This window comes from Paracoccus sp. (in: a-proteobacteria) (genome assembly GCF_035556475.1).
Taxonomy (GTDB): domain Bacteria; phylum Pseudomonadota; class Alphaproteobacteria; order Rhodobacterales; family Rhodobacteraceae; genus Paracoccus.
Map to the genome: position 1 here is coordinate 23,352 of NZ_DATMFA010000120.1, position 17,965 is coordinate 41,316.

Genomic DNA, 17,965 nt, shown 5'->3' on the forward strand with positions numbered 1-17,965 from the left:
TGTCAATATGATATGTGTGCATATCAATAGAGGGAGGGTAAGGTGAGCGGCAGTGATCTAGCGGAAATGCCGGGGCACCTGATCCGCCGGTTGCATCAACGCTCGACCGCGGTGTTTCAGGAACGGATGCGGGCCGCCGGCCACGACGTGACCTCCGTGCAATTTGCGGCGCTGGACACCTTGCGCCGATTTCCGGGGATAGATCAGGCGACGCTTGCCCAGATGATCGCCTATGACCGCGCGACGATCGGCGGCGTGGTCAAGCGACTGGAGCAGAAGGGTTTCATCGAACGCCCGGTCGCCAAGGAGGATCGGAGGGCGCGCACGCTGCGATTGACCACCGCCGGGGACGCCGCCCTCTCGGCGCTGGTCCCGGTGGTGCGCGATTTGCAGGCCGCAATCCTCGACCGTCTGACCGACAGCGAGCGCGGGTTTTTCATCGAACTCGCCGTGAAATCCCTCGCCGAGGGGGACGACACGCCCCCCTCATCGCCCGGCGGGCGGCACGCAGAGGATTAGGCGGCCTCAGCTCGGGCAGGCGGCGCCGGTATCAATCCAGGCGCGGGTCAGTTTGCCGAACAGCTCCTGCGTTCCGGGCACCGGCTCTCGGCCCTCGCCCGGATCCCATCCCCAGCCGACCAGACCATCCGTGGCGTTATGCTCGTGCAGGTCGTCCAGCGTCCTGCCGCCATTGCGCTCGGGATCCTTCAGCTGCGCGCAGATCTCGCCAAGGCCAAGCCCCTGCCAGCCCATGCTGGCCGGGGCCAGCGCCCAGGGTTCGTGACCGGGGATCGACCCGATCGCAGAGGTCAGGGTGACGTTCTTGTCGCCATGGCAGACATTGCAGTTCATCCCGGCCGCGCCGAAATCGGCCTCTCCGCGCACCACAGGCGGCGAATGCGGGTGCATGTCATCGCCCTGCGTCGGCCCGCCGGTCACGGGATGGCAGTTGAGGCAGCGGGGATGCGTCAGGACCTTGCCCATCTCTTCGAAGATCGCGACCGAGCGCGCCTGTTCATCGGCAATGCCGGCAAACGCCTCTGGATCCGAAAGACCCTCTTGCGCCATTGCCGAAAACGGGACGAGGACGAGTGCCAGCGCCGAAATAGCTCGACGCATCATGACATCGCCCCGGCAAAGGGCAGACTGTAATGCGCCTCGCCCTTCAGCGCGCGCCAGGCATTCGCCATGGCCGGGCCAAGGGGCGGCACGCCCGGTTCGCCCACGCCGGTGGGATCGGCATCACTCGCGATGATCGCGACCTCGACTGCAGGCATCTCGGAAATCCTCAGCATGGGGTAGTCGTGGAAATTGGACTGCTCGACCTCGCCGCCGGGCGCCAGCGTGATGCGGCTGTGCAGGACGGCGCCAAGCGCATAGCCGATCCCGCCCTCCATCTGCGCGCGGATCACGTTCGGGTTGACCGCGACGCCGCAATCGACAGCGCACCAGACGCGGGTGATCTTGGGCGTTCCACCCCGGTCCTCGACCTCGACCACCTGCGCGACATAGGAACCGAAGCTTTTCGCCCAGGCGACGCCATAGCCCTTGCCGTCCCGCGTCGGGCCGGTCCAGCCCGAGATTTCCGCCACCTTCTCGATCACGCCACGCTCACGCGCGGCCTCGGGGGGCAGAAGCTCCAACCGGCCCTTGACCGGATCCTTGCCCGCCGCCTCGAGCACCTGATCGAGGAAGGTCTCGACTGCATAGGCGGTATGGGTGTGGCCGACCGACCGCCACCAGAGAACGCTGACCGGACTTTCCATGCTGGCCCAGCCGATCCGCCGCGCCCCGAAAAGATAGGGCAATCCGGTCGATCCCTCGTAGGAGGTATTGTCTGGCCCGCCCTTCAGCATCGCCTCCATCGGCGTGCCCTTCATGATCGACTGGTTGGCGACCGTATTCTCCCACGCGACGATCTGGCCATCGGCGTCGAGGCCCGCTTTGAAGCGATGCACGGTCAGGGGGCGGTAATAGCCGCCCTTGACGTCATCCTCGCGCGTCCAGACCAGCTTGAAGGCGCCGTCGCGCCCCGCCGCTTTCGCGACATTGGCGGCCTCGGACGCGAGATGGCCCGAACCCTGCGCCCGCCGCCCAAAGGAACCTCCGGCCAGCAGAACGTTGATTGAGACATCCTCGACCGGCAGGCCCAGCACCCCCGCGACCGTGGGCCGGTCGATCGAGGGAAACTGGCAGCCGAACCACATCTCGGCCTTGCCGCCCTTGACCTCGATCACCGCATCCAGCGGCTCCAGCGGCGCATGAGCGAGGTAGGGGAATAAATACTCCGCCTCGATCACCTTCGCCGCGCCTGCCATGGCAGACATGTCGCCCTTTTCCTCGACCGTCTGCCCGCCTTCGGCGGCGGCCTTGCTGAAGGCCTCGAACATTTCGGTCGTGCCGCGCGTCTCGGCGGCGGTTTCGTCCCATTCGACGACAAGAGCCTCGCGGCCCTTCATCGCGGCATAGGTATTGCGGGCATAGACGGCGACACCCGAAGGGATCTGGCGCACCATCTCGACCCCCTTGACCGCCAGCGCCGCCTTGTCGTCGAAACTCGCCACCGTGGCGCCGAATTTCGGCGGATGGGCGACAAGCACCGTCAGCATGCCGTCGCGATAGATGTCCATCGTGAATTGCGCGCTGCCATCGGTCTTGCCCTTGGTGTCGAGCTTCGGCAGATCCTTCCCGATCAGCACGAAATCCGCCGCCGCCTTCACCGGCGGATCCTCGGGCACCGGGAGCTTCGCCGCCGCTTCGGTCAGGGCGCCGAAGCCGGAACTGCGCCCGCTGCCGGGATGCGAGACGGTGCCTGCCTTGACGACGATCTCTGCCGCGGGGACGCCCCAGGTTTCGGCAGCGGCCGAAACCAGCATGGCACGCGCAGCCGCACCCGCCTTGCGCATCTGCATGAAGCTGTTCGCAATCGCGGTCGAGCCTCCGGTTCCCTGCGCGCCGAAGGCCAGATTGGCGTAAAGGGCGTCATTGGCCGGCGCACCCTCGGCCCGCATCTGCGCCCAGTCCGCGTCCAACTCCTCGGCCACGAGGGTCGCGAGGCCGGTATAGGGGCCCTGCCCCATCTCGAGATGCTTGATCAGCACGGTGACGGTATCGTCCGTCCCGATGCGGATAAAGGCGTTCGGGGCAAAGGGACCGCTGACCGTCACCTGCGCCCGGCTCGCGCCAAGCGGCAGCATCAACCCCAGCGTCAGTCCCGCACCACCGGCGAGGAAGGCCCGCCGTGTCGTCACGATTCCCATGGTCAACCCTCCAGCGTCTTGGCAGCGTCGTGGATCGCCTGCCGGATGCGGATATAGGTCGCGCAGCGGCAGACATTCCCCGCCATCGCATTGTCGATGTCATCGTCCGAAGGGCTAGAGATCGTCTGCAGCAAGGCTGTCGCCGACATGATCTGGCCCGACTGGCACCAGCCGCATTGCGGCACGTCGATCGCAGCCCATGCGGACCTGACGGCCTCGGCCTCCGGCCCCTCGATGGCTTCGATGGTGGTGACCTCGCGCCCCTCGGCCATCGAGATCGGGGTGATGCAGGACCGGCGCGGCATCCCGTCAAGCATGACGGTGCAAGCGCCGCATTGCGCGATACCGCAGCCGAATTTCGTGCCGGTCAGACGAAGCTCGTCCCGCAGCACCCAAAGGAGTGGTGTTTCTGGATCTATGTCGAGATCATGGTCCCGACCGTTCACGTTCAAGGTGATCATGCCTGGCCTCGTCGCTGGGCGGATTTCATGATGATGACGCGCTGAGACCTGAGGTCAAGCCCTATATCCGGCCACCGGAGGCACAATCAGACGCTCACCCCCAGGCAGCAAGCGGAAAAAGACACGCAACCATCAGGAGATATGGCCGTTCCCCTTCGGGTTGACAATCGGGACGTAACGGGTCTCTGAACGCCCCCATGACGGAAGAAAGGGACCTCTCATGAATCTGGATGGCGTGGAAAGCTTTCTGGGGATGATCGGAAGCATCGTCTGGGGGCCGTATATGCTGATCCCCCTGCTGCTTGGGACCGGTCTTTACCTCACGGTGCGGCTGGGCGGGATCCAGATCCTCCGGCTTGGCGCGGCACTGCGGCTTGGCCTGCTCCGGCGCCGCGACGACGATGCCGAGGGCGACATTTCGCAATTCCAGGCCCTGACCACGGCAATGGCCGCGACGGTCGGGACCGGCAATATCGTGGGCGTCGCCACCGCGATCGGGATCGGCGGGCCGGGCGCGCTGTTCTGGATGTGGGTGACCGCGATCCTCGGCATGGCCTCGAAATATTCCGAGGCATTCCTGGCCGTGCGCTTCCGCACCACCGACGAGGTCGGAGAAAAGAACGGCGGGCCGCAATACTATCTTGAGCGCGGCATTCCCGGCCCCTTCGGCAAGTTCCTTGCCCTTTCCTTCGCCGTCTTTGCGGTCTGTGCCTGCTTCGGCATCGGCAACATGACGCAGGGCAACTCGATCGCATCGAATCTTCACAGCAGCTTCGCCATCCCGACCTGGGCGACGGGCGCCGCGCTGGCCGTCTTGTCGCTGGTCGTGCTGGTCGGCGGCATCAAGTCGATCGGCAAGGTCACGGCCGGCCTCGTCCCGGTGATGATCCTGTTCTATGTGCTGGGCGCGATCTATATCCTGCTGGCCAATGCCAGCGCAGTCCCGGCGGCCTTCGGCGAAATCTTCGGCCAGGCCTTCACCGGCACCTCGGCGGTCGGCGGCTTTCTGGGCTCGACCATCATGATCGCGGTCCGCTATGGCGTGGCGCGCGGCATTTTCTCGAACGAATCCGGCATGGGCTCGGCCGCGATCGCCGCGGCCTCGGCCCAGACCACCCATCCGGTGCGGCAGGGGCTGGTGTCGATGACGCAGACCTTCATCGACACGATCATCGTCGTCAGCTGCACCGGCCTCGTCATCATCACCACCGGCGTCTGGAGCGAGATCGATCCCACGACCGGCCAGCAGATCTCGGCCTCGGTCATGACCGGGCAGGCCTTCAGCCACGGATTGCCGGGGCAATGGGGCCATTGGATCGTGACCGTCGGGCTGGTGATGTTCGCCTATTCGACGATCCTCGGCTGGGCGTATTACGGCGAGCGCAATGTCGAGCGCCTGATGGGCCATCGCGCGGTGATGCCGTTCCGCGTCCTGTTCTCGCTGGTCGTCTATTTCGGCTGCACCGTCCCGCTGGGCGTGGTCTGGAACTTCTCGGACGTGATGAACGGGCTGATGGCGATCCCGAACCTGATCGGCCTGCTGATCCTTTCCGGCGTGATCGCGCGCGAGACGAAACTTTACCTGAAGCACGACCCCAAGCTGGAAGCCAACCGGGCCGAGATCGAAGCCTTCATGCAGGGCGATCCCGGCTGGGAGGAATGGAAGCGCAGCGAGCGGCAGGGTTGAGAGGCCGCCTTCAGCTTGCCCTTCCATGAGGGAGCGCCGCGCGTCAGCTGATCGCGCTCCCCTCACACCCACTCGTTCCAGCTGCCGCGCGTGGTCAGAACCACCCCGACCGGGAACCGGACCGGACAGCCTAGCCCCTCGCCGAGCGCGCATATTCCGCCGGCGTCCTGCCGGTCTCGCGGCGAAACACGCGGGTCAGGTGGCTCTGGCTGGAAAAGCCGGAGGCGGCGGCCACTTCGGCGATGGGCTGGCCGCGCCGAAGCAGCGTCCGGGCACGGTCGACGCGGCGGTCCAGAATCCAGGCATGGGGCGCGATGCCCCGCGACAGGCGGAACATGCGGTGGAAATGAAACTCCGACATGCCCGCCAGCCGGGCAAGATCTTCAAGGTGGATGGCCTCGTCCAGCTGGGCCTCGATCCAGTCATCGACCCGGCGCAGGACATGTGGCGCAAGCCCGCCGCGCACCGACAATGCCCTGACATTGAGCCTGCCGTAAAGTTCGGCGAGGGCGCTTTCGGCCAGAAGCGTGTCTCCCGCCTCGGCCGCGCGGGCAAGCCCGCCCAGTGGTCCGGCAAGGCGCGGGACATCGGCGAAGGTCACTTCGGGCAGGTCGAGGAGCCGCGCATCGCGATCATGCGTGCGCGCGAAGCCGCTGCGCAGCCGGTCGTCCGAGAGGTAGAGATGCACGAAGCGGAACGGCGCGGTGATCTCCCAGCTTGATCCGCAGCCCTCGGGCATGACGCAGACCGCGCCCGGATGGCCACAGATCCCGCCCGCGTCGATGCGGCGCGTTCCCGTCCCGCCGTCCAGATAAAGGCTGAACGTGTGATTGCTGGGCGCGTCATAGCTGATCCGGTCATCGTGGTTCTGCCATATCGCGACCGAGGCGCCCAGGCCCAGCTCCAGCCAGGCGGTCCTTGTCGCGACCGGAGACCGGCCCAGAAAATCGTGAACAGCCTGCTTCATGCGAGAATCGTTATCCGATCGCCCCCGTCCGCGAAAGCGAGACCCGATGCATTTGCGCAAGATCGTGCAAAACAGCGGCCGTTTCGCGGGCTATCTGCGAGGGCATGAACAACGTCATCCTCTTTGCCGCGACCGTCCTGATCTGGGGCACGACCTGGATCGCCATTGCCCTTCAGGTCGGCGATGTGCCGGTCATCGTCTCGATCTTCTACCGCTTCGCGCTGGCAGCGGTGCTGATGCTCGGGGGTCTTGCACTGGCGGGCCGGCTTCGACTGCCGGCGCAATGGAGGTTCGTCGTCCTTCAGGCCGCTTGCCTCTTCTGCTTCAATTTCATCGGGCTCTACAACGCGGCCACGCTGATCCCCTCGGGGCTGGTTTCGGTCGTTTTCTCGCTGGCCTCGATCTTCAACGCGGTCAACGCGCGGATCTTTTTCGGGGACCGGATCACGCTGCGCGTGCTGGCGGCAGGCGGGATCGGGGTGGCGGGCCTTGTCCTGCTGTTCTGGCAGGATCTGTTCACCACGCTTGATGCCCGCAGCCTGCAAGGCATCGCCTGGGCCGGATTCGGCACACTGATGTTCTCATTCGGGAACATGGCGTCCCGCCGGAACTCTGCCCTCGGTATCTCTCCGGTCACGGCGAATGCCTGGGGCATGGGAATCGGGGCGCTGACGCTTCTGGCCCTGATCTTCCTGACCGGAGAGCGGATCGTGGCCCCGCATGGCGTCAGCTACTGGGCGGCCCTGATCTACCTGGCGCTGATCGGATCGGTGATCGGTTTCACCACCTACCTGCTTCTGGTCAAACAGATGGGTTCGGCAAAGGCCGGCTATGCCACGGTCGTCTTTCCCGTCATCGCACTCGCCATCTCGACCTTCTTCGAGGGGTTCCATTGGACACCGACTGCCATATCTGGGGTTTGCCTCACGATCATCGGCAATATGGTGATGTTTGCCCGGCGCTGAGGGGGCACCAGGGCTTCTGCCACGGACCCCGCGCATGAGCCTCCGACCTGTCTAAATGGTCAGGTACGGCGCACGATAAACTGCGTGAAGAATTTCCCAACCCGTCTAAACTGGTGGGTGTAAAGATTAGCCCCAATACGGCTTTATAAGGCCAAAAGAATGAGTAGTTCGCCGGTTTTCGTTCTGCGTCCCGTTCTTCCCGCGCTTTCGGATTTCATTCCACTCCTCGAGAGTATCTGGGGAAACCGGGTTCTCACCAATAACGGTCCGATCCTGCGTCAATTCGAGGCGCAATTGGCGGCCCATCTGGGGGTGGAGCATCTCTCGCTGGTCTGCAATGCCTCGCTCGGGCTGGTGCTCGCGCTGCGGCTGCACGGGATTACGGGCGAGGTCATCACCTCGCCCTTCTCGTTCGTCGCAACCTCTCACGCCATCCGCTGGGCCGGGGCCGAGCCGGTATTCGCCGATGTGGACCCGCATACGCTCAACCTCGACCCGGCGGCGGTCGAGGCACAGATCACGCCCCGGACGCAGGCCATCATGCCGGTCCATTGCTATGGCATCCCCTGCGATACCGAAGGGCTGGCCGCTGTCGCCCGGCGGCACGGGCTGAAGGTCATCTATGATGCCGCCCATGCCTTCGGGGTGCGGCGGAATGGCAGACCCATCGTGGCCGAAGGCGACCTGTCGGTCCTCAGCTTCCATGCCACCAAGGTATTTCACAGCTGCGAGGGCGGGGCGATCATCTCGCCCGACCGCCAGACCAAGCTGGCGGTGGACCGGTTGTGCAATTACGGGATCGTGGACGAGGTGACGGTCTCGGATATCGGCCTGAACACCAAGATGAGCGAGCTTCACGCCGCCATGGGGCTGGCGCTGCTGCCGCAGATCGACGAGATGATCGCCGCCCGGGACGGGGTCGCGCAGCGCTATTGGGATGCGTTGTCGCAAATCCCCGGCCTGCAATGCCTGTGCCCCCCGGGCCAGCCGGGCCACAATTCCTATGCCTTCCCGGTCCGGGTGCGGCCGGAATACCCATTGTCCCGCGATGAGCTTTACGAGACCCTGCGCGAACACGGGATCCTTGCCCGGCGCTATTTCCACCCGCTGATCTCGGATCTGCCGATGTACAGCACGCTCCCCTCCGCCGCGCCGGAACTGTTGCCGCATGCAAAGCGCGGCGGGGAGGAAGTCCTGTGCCTGCCCCTCTATCCCGACCTGCCAGAGGCGGATCAGGACCGCATCATCGCCATCGTCCGCCAGCCATGCTGAACACGGCGCTGATCTCGCGCAATCTGGCAAGGTTGCTGCGGCGGGGGTCAAGCCAGCTTTCCGACTTCGCGACAGAACGCCAGACGATCTGCCCGGCCGAGGAAACCTCGCGACCGCCCGCACTTTACCCCGAGGGCGCGATGGAGAGGATCACCGCCCTCTCCCCCTGGCGTGACTGGGAGGTCGAGCGCGGCCTGATCGAGGGGAGCCCGGTCGAACATGCCGCGACCGAGGCGCTGCTTGTTCCCGACGTGGTGCTGGCCGGGGCCTATATCTATCGTGGGGGCGCGAAGGAAAGGGTCGGTATCGGTCCCGCCCGGATGCTCGACCCCGCCCTGCCCCCAGCGCTCACGCTGCCGGAGGCGCATCTCGTCTCGACCTGGACGGGGGCGGATTTCTTCGGGAACTTCATTCAGGACAGCCTGCCGCTTGAACTGATCCCGAAGCCGGACCAGCCCTGCATCGGCGCCCCGACCAAGCCCTATCTGCACGAGGCTGGCTATCGCGACCTGCTGGACCTGCCCGCCCCGCCCATGCCCGGCCATGCCCGCGTCGCGCGGCTGACGCTCTACCGCGACTTCTCGCAGAACAGCTACAAGGTCGCGCGCTACGAGGAGTTGCGCAGCCGCCTGCGCGCGCATCTGGGACCGGCGAGGCCCGCAAGGGGCGTTTTCCTGCGCCGCGGCACCGCGCATGGTGAGCCGCGGCGGCTGGTCAACGAGGATGCCTTGGCCGAGTTGCTGGAGCGCGAGGGCTTCGACATCATCGCGGTCGAGGAGACCAGCGCCGCCGAGATCCTGCGCCGCGCGCTCGACGCGCCCGTGGTCGTCGCGGTCGAGGGCAGCCACTTTTCACATGCGATCTATACCTTGGCGAAAGGCGGGTCGTTTCTGGTCATCCAGCCGCCGGACCGCTTTGCGATGCCCTACAAGGAATACGCGGATTGCATGGGGATGAAGTTCGGCTTCGTGGTCGGCCTGCCCTCGGGCACCGGATTCGCGGTCGATCTGGACGAGATCAAACCGATGCTGGAGCGTCTGACATGAGGGACGACAGGCCCGATGCTCCAACCGAATTGATCCTGCTGCCCTCGCTCAGGGCGCAACGCGGCCCACGCGGCGGGCTGGTCCTGACCCGGAAATACATGGAGGGCGCGGCCGAATACGCCCGGAACTGGCCCGGCCCCGTCGCGAGCCTTGTCGAACTGGACGAAACGCCGACCACCGACATGGACCATGTCGAATACATGCCGGGCGAGGGCGAAACCGCGCTGGAGCTGCGCCCCTCGGACCCGGAGGCGCTGGCCAAGCGGCTTGCGGGGGCGGCGCAGGTCGTGGCCTTCCTGTCGCGGAGCGAGCTCCCGATGCTGAATGTCTGCCAGCAGATCGGCCTGCCCGTCGTCTTCGTGACCGAGTATTCCCCGAGGACAGAACGTCAGATCCTCGCAGGCGAGCAGATGGGCCCGCTCAGGCGGTTGCGGCGGCTGCTCTGGCTGTGGCGAACCGAACGGATCCGCCGGGCGATGCTGAAGCGGGCGGCCGGGCTGCAATGCAGCGGCCTGCCCACATATGAGAACTATCAGGGCCTCTGCGCCGATACGCTGCTGTTCTTCGACAATCGGGTGCGCGCGGACGAGGTGATCTCGGACGGCGCCATGTCCGCGCGGACGCAAAGGCTGCGCCAGAACGAACCGCTGCGTCTGGTCTTTGGCGGGCGCATGGTGCCGATGAAAGGCGTGATGGAACTGCCCCGCGTCGCGGCCGAGCTTCGCCGGCAAGGCGTCCCCTTCACCCTCGACATCTTCGGATCGGGTCCACAGCAGGACGCCTTGCAGCACCTCATCCGAACCGAGGGGCTGCAGGATCAGGTCATCCTGCGCGGCGTGCTGGATTTCCAGACCGGTTGGATCCCCTATCTCCGCGACAAGGCCGACCTGTTTCTGTGCTGCCATACGCAGGGCGACCCCTCCAGCACCTATCCCGAGGTCATGTCCTGCGGCGTTCCCATCGCGGGATACGCCAATGACGCCTTCCGGGGCATCGTCGAGGTCTCGGGCTCGGGCTGGGCGGTGCCAGTCTTCGACGCGGCGGCTCTGGCCCGCGCCATCGCGAGGTTGCACCGCGATCGCGACGCCATCGTCAAGGCGGCATTCCGGGCACGGGATTTCGCCCGCAGCCATGTGTTCGAAGTGACCTTTGCCGAACGGACCCGGCATTTCGTGCGAAACAGCCGGCTGCCGGAGCTGCTGAAGTTCGAGCCCGTGCATGACATCGCGGCACCTCGGGCCAGATCCAGGCCATCGCCCACCCCTTTCGGCCCGCTTCACTGAAGGATCCTGCACCAGCCTCCGTCCTGATCACGAAATGACCCCCGCACCGACTTACGGTTGTCGCGGTCCCCTTTCTTGTTCATCATCAATCAAAACAAGCCGCGCCCGGAAAGGGCGTCAGTTGGGGCAGTATGATGAAGATCTCGAACAAGAAGGCCGGGCCATGGGCCTTGCTGCTTGCCGCATCGATTCTGGTGTCGGGCTGCGGCTTTCCCGGCCGCCATAGCGAGTTGGAATGCATGGAGCGCGCGATCTATTTCGAGGCGAACCGCTCCAGCAGGGACGGCATGATCGCGGTCGGCAGCGTCGTGATGAACCGGGTCGAATCCGGTCGCTATCCGAATACCGTTTGCGGTGTCGTCGCGCAGAAAGGCCAGTTCGCGCCGGGCATCATGAAGCGCCGGATGGACCCGAAATCCCTGCCCCCGGTCCGTGACGCCGCCCGCGCGGTCCTGCGCGGTGAGCGCCACCCGATGATCGGTGAGGCGATGTTCTTCCATGCCGCGACCCACCGGTTCTCCTATGACAATATGCACTATGTGCTGGTCGCGGGCGGCAACGCTTTTTACGAAAAGCGCAAGAGTTACCTCGTGACCCAACCGGTCCCGCCCCGCGCGATCGAGCATTGGTAGTATTAATCGTTGCAATTGAAACGATCTGTGGTAGGGATGGTCCCCGACGGGTAAGCCCCGGGCGCCCCCGCCGGGTCGGGCGGCGCGATCGAATGATTGCAGGAGACATGTCGTGACGCCGGTTGTTCAGCCGTTGCGCAGCCGGATTGTGGCTGCCAACCACGCAGATTGCGAATTTCCCATCCAGAACCTGCCTTATGGCGTGTTCTCGACCCCCAATGCCGCGGCGCGCTGTGGCGTGGCGATCGGGGACATGATCCTCGACCTCGCCGAATGCGAGCGCCGGGGGCTGGTCGATGCCGAGGGGACGTTCGCGCGCCCGCAGCTCAACGACTTCATCGCTCTCGGCCGCGAGGCATGGGACCGGACGCGCGCGCGGCTGACCCAGCTTCTGGCCGAAGGGGCAGAGGAAGATCTGCCGCTGGTCGCGATGGCCGATGCGACGCTGCACCTGCCGATCCGCGTGACCGAGTTCACCGATTTCTATGCCTCGCGCAACCACGCCTTCAACGTCGGCGTGCTGTTCCGGGGGCCGGAAAACGCGCTGCCGCCGCAATGGACGCATATGCCGATCGGCTATAACGGCCGGGCGTCCTCGGTCGTGGTCACCGGGACCGATATCCGCCGCCCAATGGGTCAGGTCAAGGGCGAGGCTGGCCCGGTCTGGACCGCCTGCCGCCGCCTCGATCTGGAAATGGAGCTGGGCGCGATCGTCGGCGCCGACAGCCGCATGGGCGACCGCGTCAGCGTGGACGAGGCCGAAGAGATGATCTTTGGCTATGTGCTGCTGAACGACTGGTCGGCCCGGGATATCCAAGCATGGGAATATCAGCCGCTCGGGCCGTTCCAGTCCAAGGCGCTTGGCACCACGATCGGCGCATGGATCGTGACGCAGGCAGCGCTAGAGCCGTTCCGCAGCGCGGGCGCCGAGCGCAGCAATCCCCTGCTGCCCTATCTGGCCGAGAGCCGGCCCGGCCTTTACGACATGACGATCGGCTGGACGATGAACGGACAGCCCATGTCGCGCACCAACTACAACGTCATGTATTATTCCAGCGCGCAGCAACTGGCCCATCACACCGAATCCGGTTGCCCGATGCGGGTCGGCGACCTTCTGGGCTCCGGCACCATCTCGGGGCCGAGCCGCGACCAGACCGGCGCGCTGCTGGAAATGACCGAAGGCGGCAAATCGCCGGTCGAGGTGAATGGCGCGGCGCGGACCTTCATCGAGGACGGCGATGAGATCGGCCTTTACGGCTTTGCGCAGGGCGAGGGATACCGGATCGGCTTTGGCCCCTGCACCGGCCGCATCCTGCCGGCACGGGACTGATCATGGCCAGCCCGATCGTGTTGCATGACTACTGGCGGTCCTCGGCCTCCTACCGGGTGCGGATCGCGCTGGCGCTGAAGGGCATCGCCTATCGGCGCGTCACAGTCGATCTGGTGGCGGGCGACCATCGGAGGCCGGGGCATCTGGACCTGAACCCGCAGGGTCTGGTCCCGGCGCTGGAGATCGACGGGCTGGTTCTGACCCAATCCCTCGCGATCCTCGAATATCTCGAGGAAACCCGGCCCGAGGTGCCGCTGCTTCCCGCAGGCGCGGGGGCGCGGGCGTATGTCCGGGCCATCGCCCTTGCCATCGCCTGCGAGATCCATCCGGTATCGAACCTCGGCGTGTTGAAGCGCGTCGAGGGGTTGGCCGGACCGGACGCGCGGGCCGACTGGAACCGCGAAAACATCTCGCGCGGGTTGGAGGCGGTGGAGGCGATGCTGGATCATCCGGCCTTCACCGGCGCCTTCTGCCACGGGGATGCCCCCGGGATCGCCGATTGCACGCTGATCCCGCAGCTTTACAACGCCGCCCGCTGGGGCGTCGCCTTTGATCACCTGCCGCGCATTTCCGCCGTCGGGCGCGCTTGCGCGGCGCTTCCGGCTTTTGCCGCAGCCCATCCCGATCGATTCGATCCCGCGACGACGGCCTGAGGGGACGGACTGTCCCAACCCCTGCTCCCTCCATCGAAGACCGTTGGGGGGACGAAGCCGACCGTGATCGGTTTCCGGTAGGCTGCCCCCCTCGCGCAGCAAGCTCACCTGAAAATATGGCCTCGAGTTCCGCGGACCCGATCCCGTCGCAAGCGATTGCCGGAGGAGCGTCATGGAATTGCCGAAGGAACCGCAGCCGCATAAGGTGATCGCGACAGGCGATCCTCCCGGCGGGACCTTGCAAACACGCGCCAAGCGGGTTGGCAGCGCAGCCGTGATACGCGAGGATGGCGCGCCTGACAGACGAGGGAATGAACGATCAGCGGTATGACGCACAAAATGACCCCGAAACCATCGGACCCATGCCGCTATCCGAACCTCGATCCATTCGCATCACCTCAAGATCCCGGACCCCTCCCGAGATGAAAGACGAAATTCATGGCTGACAAACTGATGCCGATCGGCTCGCTCTGGATCGGGGGTGCGCTGTCCTGGCTGGAGATCGCCTCCATCAGGAGCTTTGTGGATCTGGGGCACGACTATATCCTTTACGCCTATGACGAGATCCCGAATGTTCCCGAAGGTGCCCGGCTAAGGGACGCGCGCGAGATCTGGGACACCGACAGCATTCAGGTCTACAGCAACCAGAGCCCGGCACTGCACGCTGACATCTTTCGCGTGATGATGGTCGCGCAGACCGGGCGTGCCTGGGTCGATACCGACATCATCGCCCTGCGCCCGTTCCCGAAGAATTTGAAATGGTATATCGGACACGAGCGCACCGATCGCGTCGAGCTGGGGAATGCCGTTCTCTGCGCCCCTAAATCCTCGCTGATGCTGCAAGAATTGCACGAGTTCCTCAGCGAGCCCTTCCCTGTTCCGCCGTGGCTTGGCGGCGGACAGCGGCAAACGCTCCTCGACCGGAAAAGTCAGGGTGAGCCCGCCCGCATCGGCGACATGCCCTGGGGAACCTTCGGACCCAAGGCGCTGACATGGTTCGCGCGCAAGACCGGCGAGATCGAGAATGCTCAACCGGCCGAGATCTTCTTTCCCGTCTCCTTCCAGGATCGGAAGGCCCTGGTCGAGACCGAGCTCACCGACACGCTTGCCGAAAAGTTCGAGCGCCATGAAAGCCTCTGCGTGCATCTCTATTCGCGCTGGCTACGCAAGAGCTGCGAGCGGTCCTCGCATGGCCTCCCGCCGCGCCATAGCTGGATCGGGAAATGGATCGAGGCGAATGGCATCGCCGATTACGGATCGCTTCCGACCCGCGAGGTAATGCCCAAAAAGCGCAAGCGTGACAAGGCGAAGCCGGGAGAGGACGCGCCCGAAACAGCGGCGAAGGCAAAGAAACGAAAGAAGGAGAAGCCCGCGCCCGTCGGCCTCACGACCAAACAATCCAGAGCCGCCGCTGCCGCCGCTGCCAAAACCGCGGAGGACGAAGCTTTCCTCGCCGATCTTCTGGCCCGCAAGAAGAATATCCCGGGCGGAGCGAATGTCTCGGCCCATGGCCGCGTCACGATCGTCACCATGGCCAAGGATGAGGGGCCCTATATCCTTGAATGGGTGGCCTATCACCATCTTCTCGGCTTCACCGATATCCTCGTCTACACCAATGACTGCACGGACGGCACGGATGAGCTGCTGGACGCGCTGGCCGAACTGGGCTTGGTGACTCGGCTGGATAACGGTCCCTGGCGCGACAAGCCTCCGCAGTCGCGCGCCTTGCATCGCGCCTCGCAGAATCCTCTGGTCATCGGTTCCGACTGGGTGTTGGTGATGGATCTTGACGAGTTTGTCTCGATCAAGACCGGCGAGGGCACGGTCGACAGCCTCATCGACGAAATCCTCGGCAATGGCGCGACCGGAATGTGCCTGACATGGCGCTTCTTCGGCAGCAACGGGCTGGAGGAGTTCGAGCCGGAACCGGTCGTGACCCGCCTGACCGGCGCCGCACCCGAGGATTTCAGCAAGGGCTACGGCGTCAAGACGCTCTACAAGAACGATCCCAACCTCTGCATCGCGATCCACCGTCCGTATCTGAACATGCGCGTCGCACGATCCGAGGAGGGCCGGGACTATGCTCTGAACTGGATCAGTGGCAGCGGCGAGCCCCTCAACGGGCGAAAGATGAGCTGGAAGAGCAGCCGCAAGAACGTGGGCTACGGGCTTGCGCAGATGAATCACTACGCCGTCAAGTCGCGCGAGGAATACCTGCTTCGCCGGATGAGGGGCGACGTTCTGGACAATCACAGCAAGTACGATGCCAAATATTTCGGCTTCTTCGACCGCAACGAGGTTACGGACCTTGCGGCGCGGCGGTTCGAGAAGGAGTTGCGCAGCTACATGACCCGCCTGCGCCGATACGCCCCGGTTCGCGACGCCTGCCAGCTTATCGAGGAAAGACGTCAGGAGAAGATTGCGCGCCTGCGCTCGGCCGAAGGATACCGGCAAAGCATCGATGAGTTGCAGAGCCTCGCCTTTCACATCGCGAAGAAAGCAAAGCGGCTCGGATGAGTGGGGCGGATATCATCTTCATCCGCACGCATCGCTTTGGCGATGGGGAGGATCGGCTCGCCGGACAGCTCGAAAGGTTCTTCGGATCCGGGAATGTCGCCATCTGCGTGGACGAAAGCCGGGGGCCGGTCGATACCGGGCGCTGGCCGAAATCCAGCCTGACGTCTGACCGGGTTCTGGAAATGGTCGGAAAGCCCATCCCCCAGGATTGGGGCTGGCGGATGGGCGATCTCTGCCACATTGCGATCGCCGAGGATTTCGGGCCGCGCGCGAACCAGTGGTTGGTCGAGAATGACGTCCACGTTCCCGATGGCAGCGAGCACGCGATCTTTGGGCGGCTGTCCCGGATCGAGGCGGATTTCATGGCCTGCAATCTCGCCCCGAAAAAGATCAAGCCGATTGCCGAGGCAGTCACCATCGCCCTGCCCTCGGCTGAGATGGGCTGCATCTTCGCCTTCAACCGGCTTGCCGGTTTCCGTGTCCCCGAGCTCAGCGAGGTTCGGCGGCAGATATCGCGCGGGCTCGTGGGCGCCAAGCGCTCCATGCCGAATGACGAGGCGGTGGTGGCCAATCTGGGTACGCATTCGGGATGGAGGATGGTCGACCTGTATCGGGCGGCGCCGGAAGTGTTCGCGCCCGCCTGGTTCGACACCAATCCGCCCATGCTGCGCGAGGCGCTGGATCGCGCACCCGCTGGCAGCATACGCCTGACCCATCCCGTTCTGAGCTTTGATCAGGTGATGCGGCGGGTCCAGCAACATGCCGCCGAGGGGCACCCGCAGAAATACAAGCCCGGGCGGATGCGCCGCATCCTTCGCGCGCTTCCCCCCGAGCAGCGCAGGGAGCTGCAGGTCGCGCTGGAACAGGGCGAAGGCCCCTCCCAAGCCTGAAAGGTTGCCCCGGACGCCGGCAATCGCGGCGTCCGGGGTAGCCGGTCAGTTCCGAAGGGCCTGCATCAGGTTGATCACGCCCAGCACCTTCTGGGTGTTGTTGTCGACGCGATAGATCTGGTCGTTGTCGCGGTAATAGTCCCAGTTCCGGCGCTGCTCCAGTTTGTAGAGGCGCATGTCCTGAACCCGGTCATAGTCCGAGGGGCGGAACCGCTCGCCGACGCGGTACTGGTGGTGCTTGTGGTGGTGTTTCTTGTGGCCGGGCGGGACGCAATCCCGACCCTTCTTGGCAAGGCCGGGCGGGCAGTGCCACGCTTTGCCATGGCGGTGATCCCGGTCGCGGTCACGATCATGGCGGTGGCCGCGGTGATCGTCGCGATCGCGCCGGTCATGGTCGCGGCGGTCATGGTCACGACGGTCGCGATCATGGGGGCGCGGGTTGAAGCGTTCCACGGAATCGGGCCGGTCATGGCGCGGGTGCCATTGCTCGGCATGGACGCCCCCGGCAAGAAGTGAGGTGACGAAAAGAGAGCTGATGAAGACCCGAAGTTTCATGGTGATCCAGAGAGGTGGTGATTATACTTCTTCGGTAGTGCCGCTTCCTTCCGGGACGGGCAATCCGCATTTCGCGGCGGCACGGGGGGATCGGCAAAGTTCAGCTTGATCTCGGCAAGGTTCAGCCGGCGAGCCTGCCCTGCGACAAGGCGTGCTCGACCCCGGCGCGCAGGTGATGGCGCAGCAGCTCTACCGCGGCCTGCGTATCGCGCCTCAGGGCCGCATCCTTCAGCGCGCCATGTTCGGGCCGCGAGGCCGAGGGCCGGAAGGCCAGCGCGATCATCTGATAGCGAAGATATTTGTCGAAGATCTCGGCATGGGTCTGCATCAGCACCCGCGAGCCACAGGCCGAGATCAGGGCCTGATGGAACTGCCAATCGCTATGCCGCCATTCGGCGATCCGGCTGGCATCCCCCGTCTCAAGCCGCTCCTCATGCGCGTCCAGCC

At 65.0% G+C, this 17,965-nt stretch carries 18 protein-coding genes; 12 read left to right on the plus strand and 6 right to left on the minus strand.

What is annotated here, in order from left to right; all coding sequences use genetic code 11:
- Positions 1 to 42 precede the first annotated feature (42 nt).
- Positions 43 to 519 (plus strand): MarR family transcriptional regulator, encoded by a 477-nt coding sequence (locus VNQ78_RS17400; RefSeq protein WP_325692133.1) that lies wholly within the window; start codon positions 43 to 45, stop codon positions 517 to 519.
- Positions 520 to 525: 6 nt separating this feature from the next.
- On the opposite strand, the gene VNQ78_RS17405 is transcribed toward VNQ78_RS17400, so the two are convergent.
- The 3 genes from VNQ78_RS17405 to VNQ78_RS17415 are packed head-to-tail and all read right to left on the minus strand — an operon-like array spanning position 526 to position 3,721.
- A complete protein-coding gene (locus VNQ78_RS17405) occupies positions 526 to 1,119 on the minus strand; it encodes an Isoquinoline 1-oxidoreductase subunit (RefSeq protein ID WP_414694102.1) in 594 nt (197 codons plus the stop codon).
- A complete protein-coding gene (locus VNQ78_RS17410) occupies positions 1,119 to 3,260 on the minus strand; it encodes a xanthine dehydrogenase family protein molybdopterin-binding subunit (RefSeq protein WP_325692138.1) in 2,142 nt (713 codons plus the stop codon). Before VNQ78_RS17410 ends, VNQ78_RS17405 begins: the two co-directional genes overlap by 1 nt.
- 2 nt (positions 3,261 to 3,262) lie before the next feature.
- Positions 3,263 to 3,721 carry a (2Fe-2S)-binding protein gene (locus tag VNQ78_RS17415; protein ID WP_325692140.1) on the minus strand — a complete coding sequence of 153 codons (459 nt, stop codon included), beginning with the start codon at positions 3,719 to 3,721 and terminating at the stop codon, positions 3,263 to 3,265.
- A gap of 220 nt (positions 3,722 to 3,941) precedes the next feature.
- On the opposite strand from VNQ78_RS17415, the gene VNQ78_RS17420 reads away from it, so the two are divergent.
- Entirely contained in the window at positions 3,942 to 5,408 is a 1,467-nt protein-coding gene (locus VNQ78_RS17420; protein ID WP_325692142.1) for a sodium:alanine symporter family protein, read from the plus strand.
- A gap of 130 nt (positions 5,409 to 5,538) precedes the next feature.
- Here the strand turns inward: VNQ78_RS17420 and VNQ78_RS17425 are convergent, their stop codons facing one another.
- The gene (locus VNQ78_RS17425; protein ID WP_325692144.1) at positions 5,539 to 6,375 is read right to left on the minus strand and encodes an AraC family transcriptional regulator; all 837 of its coding nucleotides are present in this window, start codon (positions 6,373 to 6,375) and stop codon (positions 5,539 to 5,541) included.
- A gap of 104 nt (positions 6,376 to 6,479) precedes the next feature.
- On the opposite strand from VNQ78_RS17425, the gene VNQ78_RS17430 reads away from it, so the two are divergent.
- The 9 genes from VNQ78_RS17430 (at position 6,480) to VNQ78_RS17470 (ending at position 16,963) form a co-directional block, all read left to right on the plus strand.
- Positions 6,480 to 7,340: a DMT family transporter gene (locus VNQ78_RS17430; RefSeq protein WP_325692146.1), complete on the plus strand. Its 861-nt coding sequence runs from the start codon at positions 6,480 to 6,482 to the stop codon at positions 7,338 to 7,340.
- 159 nt (positions 7,341 to 7,499) lie between these two features.
- Positions 7,500 to 8,612, plus strand: a complete 1,113-nt coding sequence (locus VNQ78_RS17435) for a DegT/DnrJ/EryC1/StrS family aminotransferase (protein WP_325692148.1) — start codon at positions 7,500 to 7,502, stop codon at positions 8,610 to 8,612.
- Positions 8,606 to 9,658 (plus strand): glycosyltransferase family 61 protein, encoded by a 1,053-nt coding sequence (locus VNQ78_RS17440; protein ID WP_325692150.1) that lies wholly within the window; start codon positions 8,606 to 8,608, stop codon positions 9,656 to 9,658. The genes VNQ78_RS17435 and VNQ78_RS17440 overlap by 7 nt, the downstream gene beginning before the upstream one ends.
- On the plus strand, positions 9,655 to 10,941 hold the full coding sequence (locus tag VNQ78_RS17445) for a glycosyltransferase (RefSeq protein WP_325692152.1): 1,287 nt from the start codon (positions 9,655 to 9,657) through the stop codon (positions 10,939 to 10,941). The genes VNQ78_RS17440 and VNQ78_RS17445 overlap by 4 nt, the downstream gene beginning before the upstream one ends.
- A 134-nt stretch (positions 10,942 to 11,075) precedes the next feature.
- Complete coding sequence (locus VNQ78_RS17450) at positions 11,076 to 11,573, plus strand: cell wall hydrolase (RefSeq protein ID WP_325692153.1); 498 nt, start codon at positions 11,076 to 11,078, stop codon at positions 11,571 to 11,573.
- A gap of 112 nt (positions 11,574 to 11,685) precedes the next feature.
- A complete protein-coding gene (gene fahA / locus VNQ78_RS17455) occupies positions 11,686 to 12,903 on the plus strand; it encodes a fumarylacetoacetase (protein ID WP_325692155.1) in 1,218 nt (405 codons plus the stop codon).
- Positions 12,904 to 12,905: 2 nt separating this feature from the next.
- Entirely contained in the window at positions 12,906 to 13,556 is a 651-nt protein-coding gene (maiA, locus tag VNQ78_RS17460; RefSeq protein ID WP_325692157.1) for a maleylacetoacetate isomerase, read from the plus strand.
- Positions 13,557 to 13,994: 438 nt separating this feature from the next.
- Positions 13,995 to 16,073, plus strand: coding sequence for a glycosyltransferase family 2 protein (locus tag VNQ78_RS17465; RefSeq protein WP_325692159.1), 2,079 nt, complete (start codon positions 13,995 to 13,997; stop codon positions 16,071 to 16,073).
- On the plus strand, positions 16,070 to 16,963 hold the full coding sequence (locus VNQ78_RS17470) for a hypothetical protein (RefSeq protein ID WP_325692161.1): 894 nt from the start codon (positions 16,070 to 16,072) through the stop codon (positions 16,961 to 16,963). The genes VNQ78_RS17465 and VNQ78_RS17470 overlap by 4 nt, the downstream gene beginning before the upstream one ends.
- A 45-nt stretch (positions 16,964 to 17,008) precedes the next feature.
- Here VNQ78_RS17470 and VNQ78_RS17475 read toward each other — a convergent pair whose 3' ends face one another.
- Positions 17,009 to 17,140, minus strand: coding sequence for a hypothetical protein (locus VNQ78_RS17475; RefSeq protein WP_325692163.1), 132 nt, complete (start codon positions 17,138 to 17,140; stop codon positions 17,009 to 17,011).
- 54 nt (positions 17,141 to 17,194) lie between these two features.
- On the opposite strand from VNQ78_RS17475, the gene VNQ78_RS17480 reads away from it, so the two are divergent.
- Positions 17,195 to 17,479, plus strand: coding sequence for a hypothetical protein (locus tag VNQ78_RS17480; RefSeq protein WP_325692165.1), 285 nt, complete (start codon positions 17,195 to 17,197; stop codon positions 17,477 to 17,479).
- Between the two features lie 160 nt (positions 17,480 to 17,639).
- Here the strand turns inward: VNQ78_RS17480 and VNQ78_RS17485 are convergent.
- A partial coding sequence (locus tag VNQ78_RS17485) for an FCD domain-containing protein (protein WP_325692167.1) occupies positions 17,640 to 17,965 on the minus strand: 326 nt, incomplete at its 5' end.